The sequence below is a fragment of the Amycolatopsis sp. NPDC024027 genome, from assembly GCF_040638975.1.
In the GTDB taxonomy this organism is placed as follows: domain Bacteria; phylum Actinomycetota; class Actinomycetes; order Mycobacteriales; family Pseudonocardiaceae; genus Amycolatopsis.
The window spans coordinates 86,590-100,984 of sequence record NZ_JBEZYY010000010.1 but is presented as its reverse complement, the minus strand read 5'-3'; the positions used below and the strand labels follow the sequence as shown (position 1 = coordinate 100,984).

The following is a 14,395-nucleotide window of genomic DNA, read 5'->3' as shown; positions in this document are numbered from 1 at the left end:
TGGCGGGATGAAACTGGAGCAGGTGGCGTCGGCCGCGCGGCGGATCTTTTCGGCCCGGCTCGTCTACGGCGATCCGGTCGAGCGGGACGGCGTCGTCGTCATCCCCGCCGCGGCCGTCTACGGCGGCGGCGGTGGTGGCGGCGGAGACGGCCCACCGACCGGGCGGGAGGGTGCCGGCTTCGGGGTGCTCGCCCGGCCCGTCGGCGCTTTCGTCGTCCGCGACGGCGCGGTCACCTGGGTTCCCGCCGTCGACGTCACGCGGCTCGGGCTGGCCGCCGCCGTCACCGTCGTCGCCCTCGCGAAGATCCTGGCGAAGCGCGCCGGACCCTGACCGGGGTCCGGCGAAAGTTCACCGCCGGTTGGTGTCCGCGCCGGCCTGGCGCGCCTAGCGTCGGGTGCGGAGGTGCGCATGAATCCTGGGGACTTCGACCGGCGGACGCTGCTGCGGGCCGGTGGGGTGGCGGCGGCCGCGGGGATGCTGCCCGGCGTGGCGTTCGCCGATCAGCCGGGCGGCTCGGGCAGCCGGACCCGGACCGTCACCGGCACGCTGGAACCGGACGTACCGGACTGGTACTACCTGCCCGTCGACGTTCCCCGCGGGGTGCGGCAAATCGACGTCGTGTACTCCTACGACCGGCCGCCGGTGCCGGCCGGGACCCGCGGGAACGCCTGCGACATCGGCATCTTCGGCCCCGAAGGCCACGACCTCGGCAACGCGCGCGGCTTCCGCGGCTGGTCCGGCGGCTTCCGCGACCGGTTCTCGATCAGCGCGTCCGAAGCCACCCCCGGCTACCTCGCCGGCCCGATCAGACCCGGCCGGTGGCACATCGTCCTCGGCCCGTACACCGTGGCGCCGCAGGGGCTGGACTACCGGGTGGACATCACGCTGACCTTCGGCCCGGACGGCACCCCGTTCAAGCCGAACCCGGCGCCGGAGACCGCGCCCGCCCGCGAACGCGGCCGCGCCTGGTACCGCGGTGACAGCCACCTGCACACGGTCCACTCCGACGGCCGCCGCACGCCGGAGCAGCTCGTCGCCGACGCCCGGGCCGCCGGCCTCGACTTCATCGTCTCCACCGACCACAACACGTCCAGCTCGCAGCTGGTCTGGGGGGACCACGCCGCCGACGACCTGCTGATCCTCAACGGCGAAGAGGTGACGACCCGGTCCGGGCACTGGCCCGCGATCGGCCTGCCCGCCGGCACCTGGATCGACTGGCGCTACCGCGCGGCCGACCCGCGGGACTTCCGGCGCTTCACCGACCAGGTGCACCGGGCCGGCGGCCTGGTCACCGCGGCGCACCCGTTCGCCAACTGCTTCGGCTGCACCTACGAATTCGCCTACGACATCGCCGACCTCGTCGAGGTGTGGAACGGCCCCTGGACGCAGGACGACGAGGCGAGCGTCATCCACTGGGACGGGCTCCTGCGCGGCGGCCGCTTCATCCCGGCGATCGGCGACTCCGACGCGCACAACCCGGACCAGCGCGTGGCCCTGCCGCACACCGTCGTGCTCGCCGACCGGCTGCGCCGCCGGGAACTCCTGGCCGGGCTCGCGGCCGGGCGTTCGTGGCTGGCGGAATCGGCGTCGGTGCAGCTGGACTTCACCGTCTCGGGCGGCGGGGCGAGCGCGGGCATCGGCGAGCGGCTCGCCGCGGGCACCGGGACACCGGTGACGGTCAAGGCGGTCGTGGCCGGCGTGCCGGGGACGACGGTGACGTTCCTCGACCAGCTCGGCCCGGAACACACCGAGCCGATCGGCGACTCCGGCGCGGCGACCGTCACCTGGACGACCTACCCCCGCTACAGCCGCTGGGTGCGGGTCGAGGTCCGTCGCCCGGCCGGCGGCCCGAACACCACGGTGCCGAACGCGATGGTGGCGATGTCCAACCCGATCTTCCTCGGCGCCGCCCACTGAACCCCGCCCGGCGCACCGCGTCCTCCTATTGGGCAGACTGGTGCGAACGGGTGAAGGGGAGGCAGGGTGCGCGGTTGTGGCCTGAAGCTGGCCATGGTCCTGGTGGCGGTCGTCGTGCTGGCCGCGGGGATCGTCGTGGTGGTGGCGTACACGCGCGGCGAGATCCGGACGCCGGGGTGCACGGTGGCGCGGCCGGGGGACAAGGCGTCCAGCTCCACGTTCACCCCGGAGCAGATGAACAACGCGGCGACGATCGCGGCGGTCGGCACGAAGCTCGGGCTGCCCGCCCACGCGGCGACGGTCGCGCTGGCGACGGCGTTGCAGGAGTCGAAGCTGCGCAACCTCGAGGGCGGTGACCGCGACTCGGTCGGGCTGTTCCAGCAGCGGCCCAGCCAGGGCTGGGGCACGATCGCCCAGCTGCGCGACCCGGTCTACGCGGCGACGGAGTTCTACGAGAAGCTCGAGAAGCTGCCGAACTGGGAGGCACTGCCGATCACCGAGGCGGCGCAGGCGGTCCAGCGGTCGGGTGCCCCGGACGCGTACGCGCAGTGGGAGTCGCAGTCCCGCACCATGGCGGCGGCCTTCAACGGCCAGTTCCCGGCCGCGCTGACCTGCCGCAACCTGACCCTGGCGGCGCCCGCGGACCTCCCCGGGACGGCGACGGCGGAGCTGGGCACGGCCACCCTCAGCGGCCCCCACCCGGCGGCCCAGGGCTGGACGTACGCGACCTGGCTGGTCGGCCGCGCGGAGGCGCTGGGCGTGGACAAGGTGAGCTTCGCGGGCCAGACGTGGACGGCGGAATCGGGCGCATGGGCCCAGGACCCGGCGGCGGGCCAGGACCTTTCCCTGCACCAGACCGCGGCGGCCCAGGTCAGCGAGTAGCCGGCTCGCCCTGAGTGGCCGAGCGCCCCAGCGACCCGAGCGGCCCGAGCGCCCAAGCGGCCGAGGCGGCCCGAGCGCCCGCGGCCGAAGCGCCCCGGCGGCCCCAGCGACCCGAGCGGCCCGAGCGCCCCAGCGGCCGAAGCGGCCCGAGCGCCCGCGGCCGAAGCGCCCCGGCGGCCCGAGCGCCCAAGCGACCCGAGCGCCCAAGCGGCCCAAGCGCCCCGGCGGCCCGAGCGGCCCGAGCGGCCCAGCGGCCCAGCGGCCCTGGCGGCCCAGCGGCCCAAGCGCCCCAGCGGCCCTGGCGGCCCGAGCGGCTCAAGCGCCCCAAGCGCCCGAGCGCCCGAGCGGCCGAACCGCCCGAGCGCCCAAGGTGGCCTCGGGGCGGTCGGCGTCAGCGGGTCGCGGCCGCCCAGCGGACCGCCGGGCCCATCGCCCAGCCCGCGGCCGCGAACACCGCCCCCAGGACAAGCCACCCGGCGAAGCCCCCGCCGACCACCACCGTGCTCAGCAGGACCGGGCCGACCGCGCGGGCCACCGATGTCCCCGTGCCGAAGAAACCCTGGTACTCGCCCTGCTTGTCCGCCGGGGCCAGCGCGAAGCCGATCTCCCACGAGCCCGCCGACTGGAGCATCTCGCCGAGCACCTGCACCAGTGCCCCGGCCACGAGCACCGCGAACGCCACCGCCGGTGACGTGCCCAGCGCCGACAGCGCGAACGCCACGCACGAAGCCAGCAGCACCACGCCCGACCGGCGCACCATCCGCGCCGCCGAGGCGAGGGTCGTCAGGCGGCCCGCGACGCGGACCTGCAGGACCACCACCACGACCGTGTTGAGCACGAACAACGCCGACACCGTCCAGCCCGGCGCCGCGGTGTGTTCGACGATCCAGAGCGGGATCGCGACGCTCAGCAGCGGCATGCGCAGCAGCAGGATCGCGTTGAGCAGCGTCACCAGCGCGTACGGCCGGTCGCGCAGCACGGCGGACTTCGGTGCCCCCGTGCGCGGCGACGCCGGCCGCGGGACCGCCGGGAGCCGGTGCAGCAGCGCCGCGGTCACCACGAACGCCGCCGCGTCGAGGACGAACACCGTCAAGTACGCCGAGGCCGTGTCGGCCGAGAGGGCGAGGCCGCCCAGGCCGGCGCCGACCGCGAGGCCGGCGTTGCCCGCGGACTGCAGGTGGGCCCGGATGCGCGTCCGCCGCTCCGGATCGGCCAGCGCGGCCAGCAGGGCCTGGCGGACCGCGGCCAGCCCGGTCTGGCAGCTGCCGTAGAGGCACGCGGCCAGCACGAACATCACTGGCGAGCGCACGACGAGGAACGCCAGGATCGAGGTGCCCGTCGCCAGCGCCAGCAGCACCGCCGCACCGCGGGCGCCGTGGCGGTCGGCGAGGCGCCCGAGCGGCACCCCCGCGACCGAGCCCACCGCCCAGCCGAGCGTGAGCCCGAGCCCCACCTGGGCCGGCGTCAGCCCGGCGATCCGCGTGAAGAACAGCACCGAGCAGGTCAGGAACGCGCCGTCGCCGAGCGAGCCGGCCAGCTGGGCGGCGGCGAGCAGACGGCCGGGGCGCCCGGTCTTCGGACGTTCGAGGAGCGCTGTCATGGGAAGAACGGTAGAGCGGTCTTTGGCCCGATCCCAGATCCAATTCCGACCAGCCGGATTGGGCCAATGTAGCCTCGCCGGATGGACTTCCACGTCAGCCTGGCCGGCCGCGGCGACCTCAGCGTCCGCATCTACCGCCAGCTGCGAGACGCCGTCCTGGACGGCAGGCTTCGCGCGGGGGAGCGGCTGCCGCCGACCCGGGAGCTCGCGCGGCGCCTGGCCGTCTCGCGCAACACCGTCGCGGTCGCCTACGACCGCCTCACCGCCGACGGTTTCCTCACCGGCCGCGTCGGCGCCGGGACGTACGTCAGCGGGGAACTCCCGACGCCGAAGCCGCGCGCCGCGCCGTCGAGAAAAGGGCCGCAGCCGAAGGCGGTGTGGCGGTCCCTGCCGGCTCCGGCCGCCGTGGCCCCCGCCCCGGTGTTCGACTTCCGCGTGGGCATCCCCGACGCCACGCTGTTCCCGCTGGACACCTGGCGGCGCCTGCTCGCGCGGGAACTGCGTGACGCCGCCGGGTTCGCGCACTACGCCGAACCCGGCGGCCACCCCGGGCTGCGCGCGGCGATCGCGCGGCACGTCGGCGTCTCGCGCTCGGTCCGCGCCGGTGCCGACGACGTGCTCGTCACCCAAGGCGCGCAACAGGCCCTGGATCTGCTCTGCCGCGTGCTGCTCGAACCCGGCGACCGCGTCGCCATCGAGGAGCCCGGCTACCGGATGGCGAAGCAGCTCTTCGCCTCGCACGGCGCCGACGTCGTCGGAGTGCCGGTGGACGGCGAAGGGCTCGACGTCGCCGCGCTGCCGCCGCGGACGAAACTGGTCTACGTCACGCCGTCGCACCAGTTCCCGCTCGGCACGCCGATGTCCCTCGCCCGCCGCACGGCGCTGCTGGCGTGGGCGGCCCGTGCCGGCGCGGTCGTCGTCGAGGACGACTACGACAGCGAATTCCGGTTCTCCGACCGGCCCCTGGAACCGTTGCAGAGCCTGGACCGCGACGGCCGTGTGGCCTACGTCGGCTCGTTCTCGAAGACGCTGCTTCCCATGCTGCGCCTGGGTTTCCTGATCGCCCCGGCCTCACTGCGCGACGCGCTGCACCACGCGCGCCGGCTGTCCGGCTGGCACGGCGACCTGCCCGCGCAGGCCGCGCTGGCCGGGTTCATCGACGAAGGCCTGTTCGCCCGGCACCTCCGCCGCGCGACGAAGGTCTACGCGGACCGCCACGAGCGCATCACCGCGACCCTGGACCGGGTGTTCGCGGGCCGCTTGCGCGCGGTGCCGTCGGCGGCGGGCCTGCACCTGTGCGCCCTGGCCGAGGACGGCACGGACCTGGAGCCGATCGTGGCCCGCGCGGCCGCGGCCGGGGCGGCGATCCAGACGCTTTCCGATCTGTGCGGCGGTTTTCCGCGCCAAGGAGTGGTCCTCGGCTACGGCTCGATCCCGCCGGCCGGGATCGACGCCGGGCTCGCGGTGCTGGACGAGGCCTGGGGCTCGGCGTAGTGGTCCGTGCGCCGCCGGGCGGCGATCAGCAGGCCGCCGGCGCTCGTCAGCGCCGCCGTGGCCAGGATCAGCAGCCAGCCCCGCCGGAAGTCCGCCAGGTCCGGCGTCCCGGCGAAGACCGCGACCAGCACCGCCGTGCCCAGGACCGTGCCGATCTGCCGGGCCGTGTTCACCATCGACGAGCCCGCGCCCCAGCGGGGCGGCGGCAGGACCGTGCCCACCACGCCCGAAAGGCTCGGCAGGATCAGCCCGACGCCGAGGCCGGTCAGCAGCTGGCCCGGCAGCATCGACGCGGCGTAGCTGGGCACCGATCGCATGCCCAGCACCCAGACCAGCACGCCGGCTCCGAACGCGACGCCGCCGAGGGCGACCACCGGGCCCGGCCCGAAGCGGTGCACGAACCGGCCGCCGAGGATCGACACCGGCACCACCACCAGCGGGCCCGGCGCCAGGGACAGCCCGGCCACCAGGATCGAGTCGTGCCAGATCGACGTCAGGAACAGCACGTTGCCGAACAGCATCGCGGCGAACCCGGCGGCGAACACGCCGGTGGTCAGGCAGGCCAGCCACAACGTCGGGACGCGCAGGGCCGGCAGGTCCAGCACCGGCACCGGGTGCCGCGCCGAGCGCAGCGGGACCCAGGCCAGCGCGACGGCGGCCACCGCGAACGCGAGCAGCACCGGCGGCGCGCCCCAGCCGCGGTCGGGGGCCTCGACCAGCGCGTACGCCGAAGCGCCGACGCCCACCAGCAGCCCGGCGGCGCCGAGGACGTCCGGGACGCCGGTGGAGGTGTCCCGCGACTCGCGCAGCACCCGCGGGCCGGCCAGCAGGGTCGCCGCGCAGATCGGCAGGTTGACCAGGAACACCCAGCGCCAGGACGCCTCGACGAGCAGGCCGCCGACCGGCGGGCCGAGGGCCGCGGCCGCCGCACCCACCGACGCCCAGACCCCGACCGCCATCGGCCGCCGGTGCGGCGGAAAGGCCGTCAGCAGCAGCGCCAGCGAAGTCGGCATGACGAGCGCGGCGCCGATCGCCTGCACCGCACGGAAGGTGATCAGCACGGGGATCGAGGGGGCGGCCGCGCAGGCCGCCGAGGCGAGGGTGAACACCGCCACGCCGGCGAGGAACAGCCGGCGGCGGCCGTAGCGATCGGCCAGCCGCCCGGCCGGGGCGAGGCAGGCGGCGAACAGGACCGTGTAGCCGTTGAGCACCCACGACAGCGTCGCCAGGTCGTCGCCGGGGAACGCGGCCCGGATGCCGGGGAAGGCGATCGTGACGATGAAGGTGTCCAGGCTCGCGAGGAACGCGGCCGTCGAGACGACGAGCAGCACGAGGCCGGGCTTCGGTGCACTGGGCAGCATGGTCCTCCTAGGTTCGAAAAAGCAACCTAGCTGGACAGGGTGGGTCCTAACAAGAGACCCACCTGTTCGAAGCGACTCAGGCCACCTGGCGGGCCCGTCGGGCCCGGGTTTGCAGCGCCGCGAGGGTGTGCTCGATCGACCGGACGTTGTACCCCGGCCGGTCGGCGCGGCCGGTGACGCGCGGCCCCATGAACTTCCGCACCACCCAGCTGCCGATCCGGTACCAGTTCTCGGTGACCACGCAGCCGTCCGCGGCCGGCGCCAGCACGTACTCCCACCGCGAAACCCGCGAGCCGAGCGGCGTGCGCACGTCGAAGGCGAACCGGCGGCCGGGCTCGAACGCGACCACCCGCACCCGCGTCCACCACTGCAGTTCGCCGTTGCGGTTGCGGCCGCGGAACCGCGCGCCGAGCTCCGGGCCGGTGCCGTCCAGCCAGCGGCCGCCGACGTTCTCCGGGCTCAGCTCGCCCATCCGCGGCAGGTCGGTGACCCACGACCACACCGTGTCCGGGTCGGCGGAGACGGTCACACTGCGCGAAATCGTCGGTTCCACGTCCCGACGGTGACAGCGGCCGCCGCCGCCGGGCAAGGCGCCGGAGCGGACTCCGCAGCGGAGAAGAGCCCGCTTTCGGAAAACCCGGCCGCCGGATCGGGTTGCCGACCCGCCGTAGTGGGTACTTCGCGCGCGGAGGAGTCCCACGACACGGACGGGGCGGTGGTCAGCGTGATTCCGATCGAAGTGGTGGGAATGGCCGTTCCCGTGCCCGGTGAGGCGCCGCTGATGCTGCTGCGCGAGCCGGAGGGCGCGCGCCGCTGGCTGGCGATCATGATCGGGTACGGCGAGGCGGAGGCCCTCGTGCGCGCCCGGGAACAGATCGCGCAGCCGCGCCCGGGGACGATCGAGCTGCTCGGCGACGTGCTCGCCGCGTTCGGCCAGGGCCTCGCCGCGGTCGAGCTGACCGAGGTGCGGGACGGCATCTTCTACGCCGACCTCGTGCTCGCCTCGGGCACCCGCGTCTCGGCTCGCCCGAGCGACGCGGTCGCGCTCGGCCTCCGCCAGGGCGCGCCCATCCGCGTCGCCGAAGAGGTGCTGGACGTCGCGTCCGTGCAGCTCGAAGTCGAGCAGGAAGCCGAAGGGCCGGCCGCCGACGTGCTGGACGCCGAAGCCGAGGTGGCCCGGTTCCGCGCCGAGCTCGACGGCCTGCGGCCGGAGGACTTCGACGACCTGTAGGAAGATTTCTCCCGCCGGATCGATGAATTCCGGCGGCGGTACCGGTACACCCCACCGGAAGCCGCCGGCGACGGGAGAACGATGCAGGACTTCGCGACGCGCACGGAACCGCATCGGCGTGAGCTGCTGGCGCACTGCTACCGCATGCTCGGCTCGGTCCACGAGGCCGAGGACCTGGTGCAGGAGACGCTGGTCCGCGCGTGGAAGGCGTGGGCGGGCTACGACCCCGCCCGCGCCTCGGTGCGCACCTGGCTCTACCGCATCGCCACCAACGCCTGCCTCACCGCGCTCGAAGGACGGGCCCGGCGGCCGCTGCCGTCCGGGCTCGGCGGCCCGAGCGACGACCCGGGCGCCCCGCTGACGCCGTCGTTCGAGATCCCCTGGCTGCACCCGTTCCCGGACGCCCGCCTCGACGACCCCGGCCTGCGCCTGGCCCGCCGCGGCACGCTCCGGCTGGCGCTGCTGGCGGCGATGCAGACCCTCCCGCCGAAGCAGCGCGCGGTGCTGATCCTGCGGGACGTCCTCGAGTTCAGCGCGGCGGAAGTGGCCGGGTTCCTCGACACGACCCCGGCCGCGGTCAACAGCGCCCTGCAGCGCGCCCGCGCCGGGCTGGGCGGCCTGTCGGCGGACGAGGTGCCCGAGCCGGACGACACCGCGGTCGAAGCGGTCGTGGACCGCTACCTGCGTGCGTTCGAACGCGCCGACGTCGCCGGGCTCGTCGAACTGCTCACCGACGACGTCGTGATGGAGATGCCGCCGGTGCCGCTGTGGTTCCGGGGCCGCGGCGACTACGGCCGGTTCCTGGAACGGGTGTTCGGGATGCGGGGCACGAAGTGGCGCATGACCCGCACGGCCGCCAACGGACGGCCCGCGCTCGTGGCCTACTGCCGCGACGACGCCGGGGTGTTCCGGCTGCACACCCTGCAGGTGCTCACCGTGCGGGGCGGGCGGGTCGCGCACAACGTCGTGTTCGCCGATGCCGACGTCCTGGCGCTGTTCGACCTCCCGGCGACTCAGCCGGCCGCGCGCGCTTCCGACGGACGGCCGTAGGCGCCGCCGTCGTTGCTGCGCTGCAGGAGGCCGTCGTCGACGAGGTAGCGGCGGAGCGTCGCGTGGTCGTCGTGGACCATCGAGAGCTTCTCGCGGACGTCCTGCTCGCTGTAGAGCCGGCCGGGTTCGAAGCGCTCGGCGAGGTACGCCAGCAGCAGCTGCCGCCGCCGGCCCGAATGCGGGATCGAGACGAGCCGCCCGTGGCGGAAGAGCGCGTCGAGCGGATCGACCGGGGCCTTGGCGAGCGCGTCGCGGAACACCGGCGGCACGGCCCGGTAGCGGCCCTCGGTCACGGTGACGAGTCCCGCGTCGACGAGCCGCTTCGCGAGCTTGGCGGTGGCTTGGCTCGCCTCGAGCCCGTCGGGGCCGGTGCAGATGCGGGCGAAGAGCTGGAGCCGGTCCGGGTCCGCGAGGGCGGAGACCAGCGCTTCCGGGGAGGCCATGGTCAGCGACCGTACCCGCGCTCGCCCCGGGGGTGAACCGGGTTTCGGCGGACCGGTAGGTTGCGCGGCGTGCCTCGTCCGACCGCGCCGGCGACCGTGCCCGAGGCCGTGCTGCGCACGTCGATCGTGGCGTGCCTGTTCGCCCGCGCCGATGACGACCGGCCCCTGTTCACCCACCAGGACCACGTTCGCGGCGTGGAGCACACGCTGACGTGGGCGGAGTTCGCCGCCCGGGTCCGGGTGGTGGCGGGCGAGCTGCGCCGGGTGGCCGGGCCGGGGGAGCGCGTCGCCATCCTCGCGGGCCAGGACCTCGCCTACCCGCTGGCGTTCTTCGGAGCGCTGGCCGCCGGCCTGATCGCCGTCCCGCTGATGGCGCCGTCGAGCCCCGCGCAGGCCGGGCGGCTCGCCGGGGTCCTCGCCGACAGCGGCGCGCGGGTGTGGCTGACGTCGTCGGCCGCGGCGCCGGGACTGCCCGCGCACGAGAGCGTCGTGGTGGTCGACGAGCTCACCGGGCCCGGCGCCGATCCGGTGCCGGTGCCGCCGGACAGCCCGGCCTACCTGCAGTACACGTCCGGCTCGACGCGCGAGCCGGCCGGCGCGGTGATCCCGCACCGCGCGATCGTCGCCGCCTGCTGGCAGGGCAGTCTCGCCTACGCCGTCGACGAGGGCACCACCTGCGCCGGCTGGATCCCGTTCTTCCACGACATGGGCCTGATCCAGCTGCTGTGCCTGCCCGTCTTCTCCGGCGGGCGATCGGTGTTCATGGCGCCGGCCGAGTTCGTGCACCGGCCGGCGCGCTGGCTGCGGCAGCTCGCCGGGTACCCCGCGGTGTTCACCGCCGCGCCGAACTTCGCCTACGACCTCGCCGCCGAGGCCGGCGCCGGCGAGGACCTCGACCTGTCGGACGTCCGGGTCGCGCTGAACGGCAGCGAACCCGTCCGGCCGCGCACGATCGAGCGCTTCCACGAGGTGTTCGGGCCACGCGGGTTCCGGCGGGAGGCGCACCGGCCGTCGTACGGGCTCGCCGAAGCCACCGTGTACGTCGCGAGCGCGGGCGAGGAGGGGCCGCGTGGCGCGGTGTTCGACCGCGAAGCCCTCGCGCAGGGCCGGGCCGTCGAAACCGACGGCGGGCAGGAACTCGTGTCCGTCGGCCGTCCCGTCGGGCAGCTCGTCCGGATCGTCCGGGACGGGCGGGAACAGCCCGAAGGCCTGGTCGGCGAGATCTGGGTGCACGGCCCGAACGTCGCGGCCGGCTACTGGGGCCGCGGCGACGCCACGGCGTTCGGTGCCGAGCTCGACGGCCTCGCCGGCTGGCTGCGCACCGGCGACCTCGGTGTCGTGCACCGCGGCGACCTCTACGTCACCGGACGGCTCAAGGACCTCATCGTCATCGACGGCCGCAACTTCCACCCGCAGGACATCGAAGCGGCGGCCGCGGAGGCCCACCCCGCGATCCGGCGCGACCGCGTCGCGGCGTTCGGCGTCTCCGACTCGGGCGGCGAGGGCGCGGTGGTGGTGGCCGAGCGGGCGCGCGGCGCCGACGCCGACGACCGGGAGGTGACCCGGGCGGTGCTGCGCGCGGTGTCGCGCGAACACGGTCTCACGCTGCGCGCGGTACGTCTGGTCCCTTCCGGTGGACTTCCGCGCACATCGAGCGGCAAGGTCGCCCGGTCGGCCGCGAAAGCACGTTATGGTGGCGACCGTGGGTGATCACCGCGCCGAGGTCACGAAGGTCGTCTGCGACACCTTCCGGCTCGACCCGGCTCTCGTCGAGCCCGACGCGCCCCTGGAGGAGCTGGGCATCGACTCGAAGGGGCGGATCAAGCTGCTGGCGGCGCTGGAGATCTATTACGGGGTGACGATCGACCTGGACCGGCTCGACCGGTTCACCGACGTGGGGTCCGTGGCCGGCGTGCTCGCGGAAGCACTGGGAACTCGAGGATCTTCAGGAGAGGCGCTGAAATGAGCGGCGGGGGGTACACCGCGACGACCGAAGCGTTGTCGGCGGCGTCCAAGACCATCGGCGACCTGGCGGAAAACCTGCTGGACGACAACCCGGACCTGCAGGCACCGCAGGTGACGGCGGAGAAGTTCGGCCGGGCGCACGGCGCCCACGCGGCCAAGTACACCGCCGGCGCCCAGGCGCTGTGGGCCGCGGTTTCCGGCTACAGCAGCACCCTCGGCTCGTTCGGCACGAACCTCGGCACGGCCGGCTCGAACTACGGCGCGAACGAAGACAACCAGGCGGGCGCGATCACGAACGCCGGGGGCTCGCTCTGATGGCCGAGAAGAAGAAGTGGTCCGACGTCAAGGCGCTGCTCGACGACCCGAGCGTGCCCGCCGGGCAGAAGAGCGCGCTGATCAGCAGCTGGCTGCGGGAAAACCCGCCACCGCCGCCGTTCCTGGCCGACCAGGAACCGGACGAGATCAAGCAGAAGCGGCAGGAAGCCGAGAAGTACGCGAACGCCTACGCGGCGAACCCGCTGTTCGCCGGCCAGTCGGTCGACGAGGCCTACGACAAGGCCAAGGCGAGCGGCGACCAGAACAGCTACAACGAGGACCAGGAAAAGAAAGCCGTCGACGACGGCAAGAAGAAGCTCGACGACACGAAGCCGCCCGCCGCCACCGGCGACGGAGCCGGCGCCACCGGGACGAAGACGTCCGACGAGATCTTCGACGCCGCCGCGCCCGCCCTGAAGCTGTTCGAGACGTTCGGTTCGCTGCTGGCGAAGATCCCGGCCGACTGCCGCGGCAACACCCGCGCGATCGACCTCGACAAGGACATCCGCGCGCCGTTCGACGAGCAGCGCGGGATCAGCTTCGCCGACTTCGTCGCGGACGCCGGGCACTTCAAGCGCGGCTCGGAGACGGTGGACCGGACGGAACAGGACACCGGCTCGCAGCTGGGCACCCTGTTCGGCAGCTGGAGCGGCGCGGGTGCCGATGCCGCGTCGGACACCTACAACGACAAGATCCAGCCGAAGGCGGCCAAGCTGTCCCAGACGCTCGGCAACGCGAGCGAGGCCACGCTGAGCACCGCCACGACGGTGTTCCAGCTGTGCAAGGGCAAGGCCGACGCGGTCATCGGGATGTACACCGACCTGGTCGGCAAGGCCGACTACACGATGGCGCAGAAGGTCGTCGCCGTCGCCAACGGCGAGCACGGAAACGAAAAGGACCTCGCCCAGATCGCGGGCTGGATGGACCTGAACTTCGGGACGAACCTGGTCAAGACGCTCAACGACCAGGGCTGCTGCGACGGCGACGAGATCAAGAAGCACGGCCAGGACCTGGCCAAGCAGTGGGTGCAGAACCAGTTCAACCCCGACATGTGGGACCGGCTGTACCAGGGGTTCGCGAAGACCTGCAAGGACACGAAGGACCTGGTCGACCAGGCGTACGACGCGCTCGACAAGGTGATGGGCGGGATCCGCAACGAGTTCGAGGGCGTCTCGCTGCCCGGTGGGTCCGGCACGCCGGGTGCGTCCGGGACCGGGGGAGCCGGTACGGCCGGCGGCTCCGGCGGCGGTGCCGGTGGTTCGGGCGGTGGTTCGGGCTCGGGTTCGGGCGGGTCCGGCGCCGGTTCGGGGTCGGGCTCGGGTTCCGGAGCGAGTGGTTCGGGGGCCGGCGGGGGTGGCGGTCACGTGCCGCCGATTCCCGACACGAGCTCGGGGGCCGGTGCGCCGGGCGGCGGTTCGGGGGCCGGTGGCGGCGCCGGGGCCGACCTGCCGAGCGGTGCCGGTTCCGGAAGCGGTTCCGGTAGCGGCTCGGGAGCGGGCGGTGGCGGTGGTCAGGTGCCGCCGATCCCGGACGGGTCCACGGCGTCGGGTGGCGGCTCGGCAGGTGGTGGCTCCGCGGGCGGTGGTTCGGACTCTCCACCCGGCCAGGACGACGGCTCCGCGGCGGAGGCGGCGAAGCAGCAGGCGGCGCAGGCGGCCGAGGCCGCGAAGCAGAAGGCCGCGGATGCGCTCAAGGAGTTCAGCGGCCCGGGGATCCAGACCGACTCCGGCGCCGGAGCGGGCCTGGGCTCAGGTGGCGGTTCGGGCTCCGGCGGTGGTTCGGGGCCGGGATCCGACAGCACGGCACCGTCGTCGATGACGCCGCCGTCCGACAGCGGCCAGGACGCCGCGGCCGCGGCTGCCGAGGCGGCGAAGAAGAAGGCTGCGGACGCGCTGAAGGAGTTCAGCGGTCCGGGCATCCAGACGGAGCCGGGCGGCGGTTCGGGCTCGGGCTCGGGTGGCAGCGAAACCGGTTCGGGCGAAGACGGCAAGGCCGCGGCCGAACAGGCCGCGGAGGACGCGAAGAAGAAGGCCGCGGATGCGCTGAAGGAGTTCAGCGGTCCGGGCATCCAGACGGAGCCGGGCGGCGGTTCGGGCTCGGGCTCGGGTGGCAGCGAAACCGGTTCGGGCGAAGACG

Annotated in this window: 14 protein-coding genes; 10 read left to right on the top strand and 4 right to left on the bottom strand. The window is 74.3% G+C overall.

Annotated elements, in window-relative coordinates; genetic code table 11:
• Positions 1-7: 7 nt before the first annotated feature.
• The 3 genes from AB0F52_RS24695 (at position 8) to AB0F52_RS24685 (ending at position 2,800) form a co-directional block, all read left to right on the top strand.
• Positions 8-331 carry a hypothetical protein gene (locus tag AB0F52_RS24695; RefSeq protein ID WP_360175366.1) on the top strand — a complete coding sequence of 108 codons (324 nt, stop codon included), beginning with the start codon at positions 8-10 and terminating at the stop codon, positions 329-331.
• Between the two features lie 78 nt (positions 332-409).
• Positions 410-1,918: a CehA/McbA family metallohydrolase gene (locus AB0F52_RS24690; protein WP_360175363.1), complete on the top strand. Its 1,509-nt coding sequence runs from the start codon at positions 410-412 to the stop codon at positions 1,916-1,918.
• A 93-nt stretch (positions 1,919-2,011) separates the two neighbouring features.
• On the top strand, positions 2,012-2,800 hold the full coding sequence (locus tag AB0F52_RS24685) for a hypothetical protein (RefSeq protein ID WP_360175889.1): 789 nt from the start codon (positions 2,012-2,014) through the stop codon (positions 2,798-2,800).
• Positions 2,801-3,191: 391 nt separating this feature from the next.
• On the opposite strand, the gene AB0F52_RS24680 is transcribed toward AB0F52_RS24685, so the two are convergent.
• Positions 3,192-4,400 carry an MFS transporter gene (locus AB0F52_RS24680; RefSeq protein ID WP_360175360.1) on the bottom strand — a complete coding sequence of 403 codons (1,209 nt, stop codon included), beginning with the start codon at positions 4,398-4,400 and terminating at the stop codon, positions 3,192-3,194.
• Between the two features lie 81 nt (positions 4,401-4,481).
• Between AB0F52_RS24680 and AB0F52_RS24675 the strand changes: the two genes are divergently transcribed.
• A complete protein-coding gene (locus AB0F52_RS24675; RefSeq protein WP_360175357.1) occupies positions 4,482-5,894 on the top strand; it encodes a PLP-dependent aminotransferase family protein in 1,413 nt (470 codons plus the stop codon).
• Here AB0F52_RS24675 and AB0F52_RS24670 read toward each other — a convergent pair.
• Both AB0F52_RS24670 and AB0F52_RS24665 read right to left on the bottom strand, forming a co-directional pair.
• Positions 5,822-7,255, bottom strand: a complete 1,434-nt coding sequence (locus tag AB0F52_RS24670) for an MFS transporter (RefSeq protein ID WP_360175354.1) — start codon at positions 7,253-7,255, stop codon at positions 5,822-5,824. The genes AB0F52_RS24675 and AB0F52_RS24670 overlap by 73 nt on opposite strands.
• A gap of 76 nt (positions 7,256-7,331) precedes the next feature.
• Positions 7,332-7,808, bottom strand: a complete 477-nt coding sequence (locus AB0F52_RS24665; RefSeq protein ID WP_360175351.1) for an SRPBCC family protein — start codon at positions 7,806-7,808, stop codon at positions 7,332-7,334.
• 162 nt (positions 7,809-7,970) lie between these two features.
• On the opposite strand from AB0F52_RS24665, the gene AB0F52_RS24660 reads away from it, so the two are divergent.
• Positions 7,971-8,486: a bifunctional nuclease family protein gene (locus AB0F52_RS24660; RefSeq protein WP_103339416.1), complete on the top strand. Its 516-nt coding sequence runs from the start codon at positions 7,971-7,973 to the stop codon at positions 8,484-8,486.
• A gap of 81 nt (positions 8,487-8,567) precedes the next feature.
• Positions 8,568-9,536 carry a sigma-70 family RNA polymerase sigma factor gene (locus AB0F52_RS24655; protein ID WP_360175347.1) on the top strand — a complete coding sequence of 323 codons (969 nt, stop codon included), beginning with the start codon at positions 8,568-8,570 and terminating at the stop codon, positions 9,534-9,536.
• On the opposite strand, the gene AB0F52_RS24650 is transcribed toward AB0F52_RS24655, so the two are convergent.
• Positions 9,500-9,979 (bottom strand): DUF2087 domain-containing protein, encoded by a 480-nt coding sequence (locus AB0F52_RS24650; RefSeq protein WP_360175344.1) that lies wholly within the window; start codon positions 9,977-9,979, stop codon positions 9,500-9,502. The two genes, AB0F52_RS24655 and AB0F52_RS24650, sit on opposite strands and share 37 nt — an antisense overlap.
• Before the next feature lie 69 nt (positions 9,980-10,048).
• Here AB0F52_RS24650 and AB0F52_RS24645 point away from each other — a divergent pair, with 69 nt between their 5' ends.
• The 4 genes from AB0F52_RS24645 to AB0F52_RS24630 all read left to right on the top strand — a co-directional run.
• On the top strand, positions 10,049-11,689 hold the full coding sequence (locus tag AB0F52_RS24645) for a fatty acyl-AMP ligase (RefSeq protein WP_360175341.1): 1,641 nt from the start codon (positions 10,049-10,051) through the stop codon (positions 11,687-11,689).
• A complete protein-coding gene (locus tag AB0F52_RS24640) occupies positions 11,682-11,945 on the top strand; it encodes an acyl carrier protein (protein WP_230468895.1) in 264 nt (87 codons plus the stop codon). Before AB0F52_RS24645 ends, AB0F52_RS24640 begins: the two co-directional genes overlap by 8 nt.
• Positions 11,942-12,259 (top strand): hypothetical protein, encoded by a 318-nt coding sequence (locus tag AB0F52_RS24635; protein ID WP_360175337.1) that lies wholly within the window; start codon positions 11,942-11,944, stop codon positions 12,257-12,259. Before AB0F52_RS24640 ends, AB0F52_RS24635 begins: the two co-directional genes overlap by 4 nt.
• Positions 12,259-14,395: WXG100 family type VII secretion target (locus tag AB0F52_RS24630; protein WP_360175334.1), on the top strand; the 2,137-nt coding region annotated here is incomplete at its 3' end. The genes AB0F52_RS24635 and AB0F52_RS24630, both read left to right, overlap by 1 nt.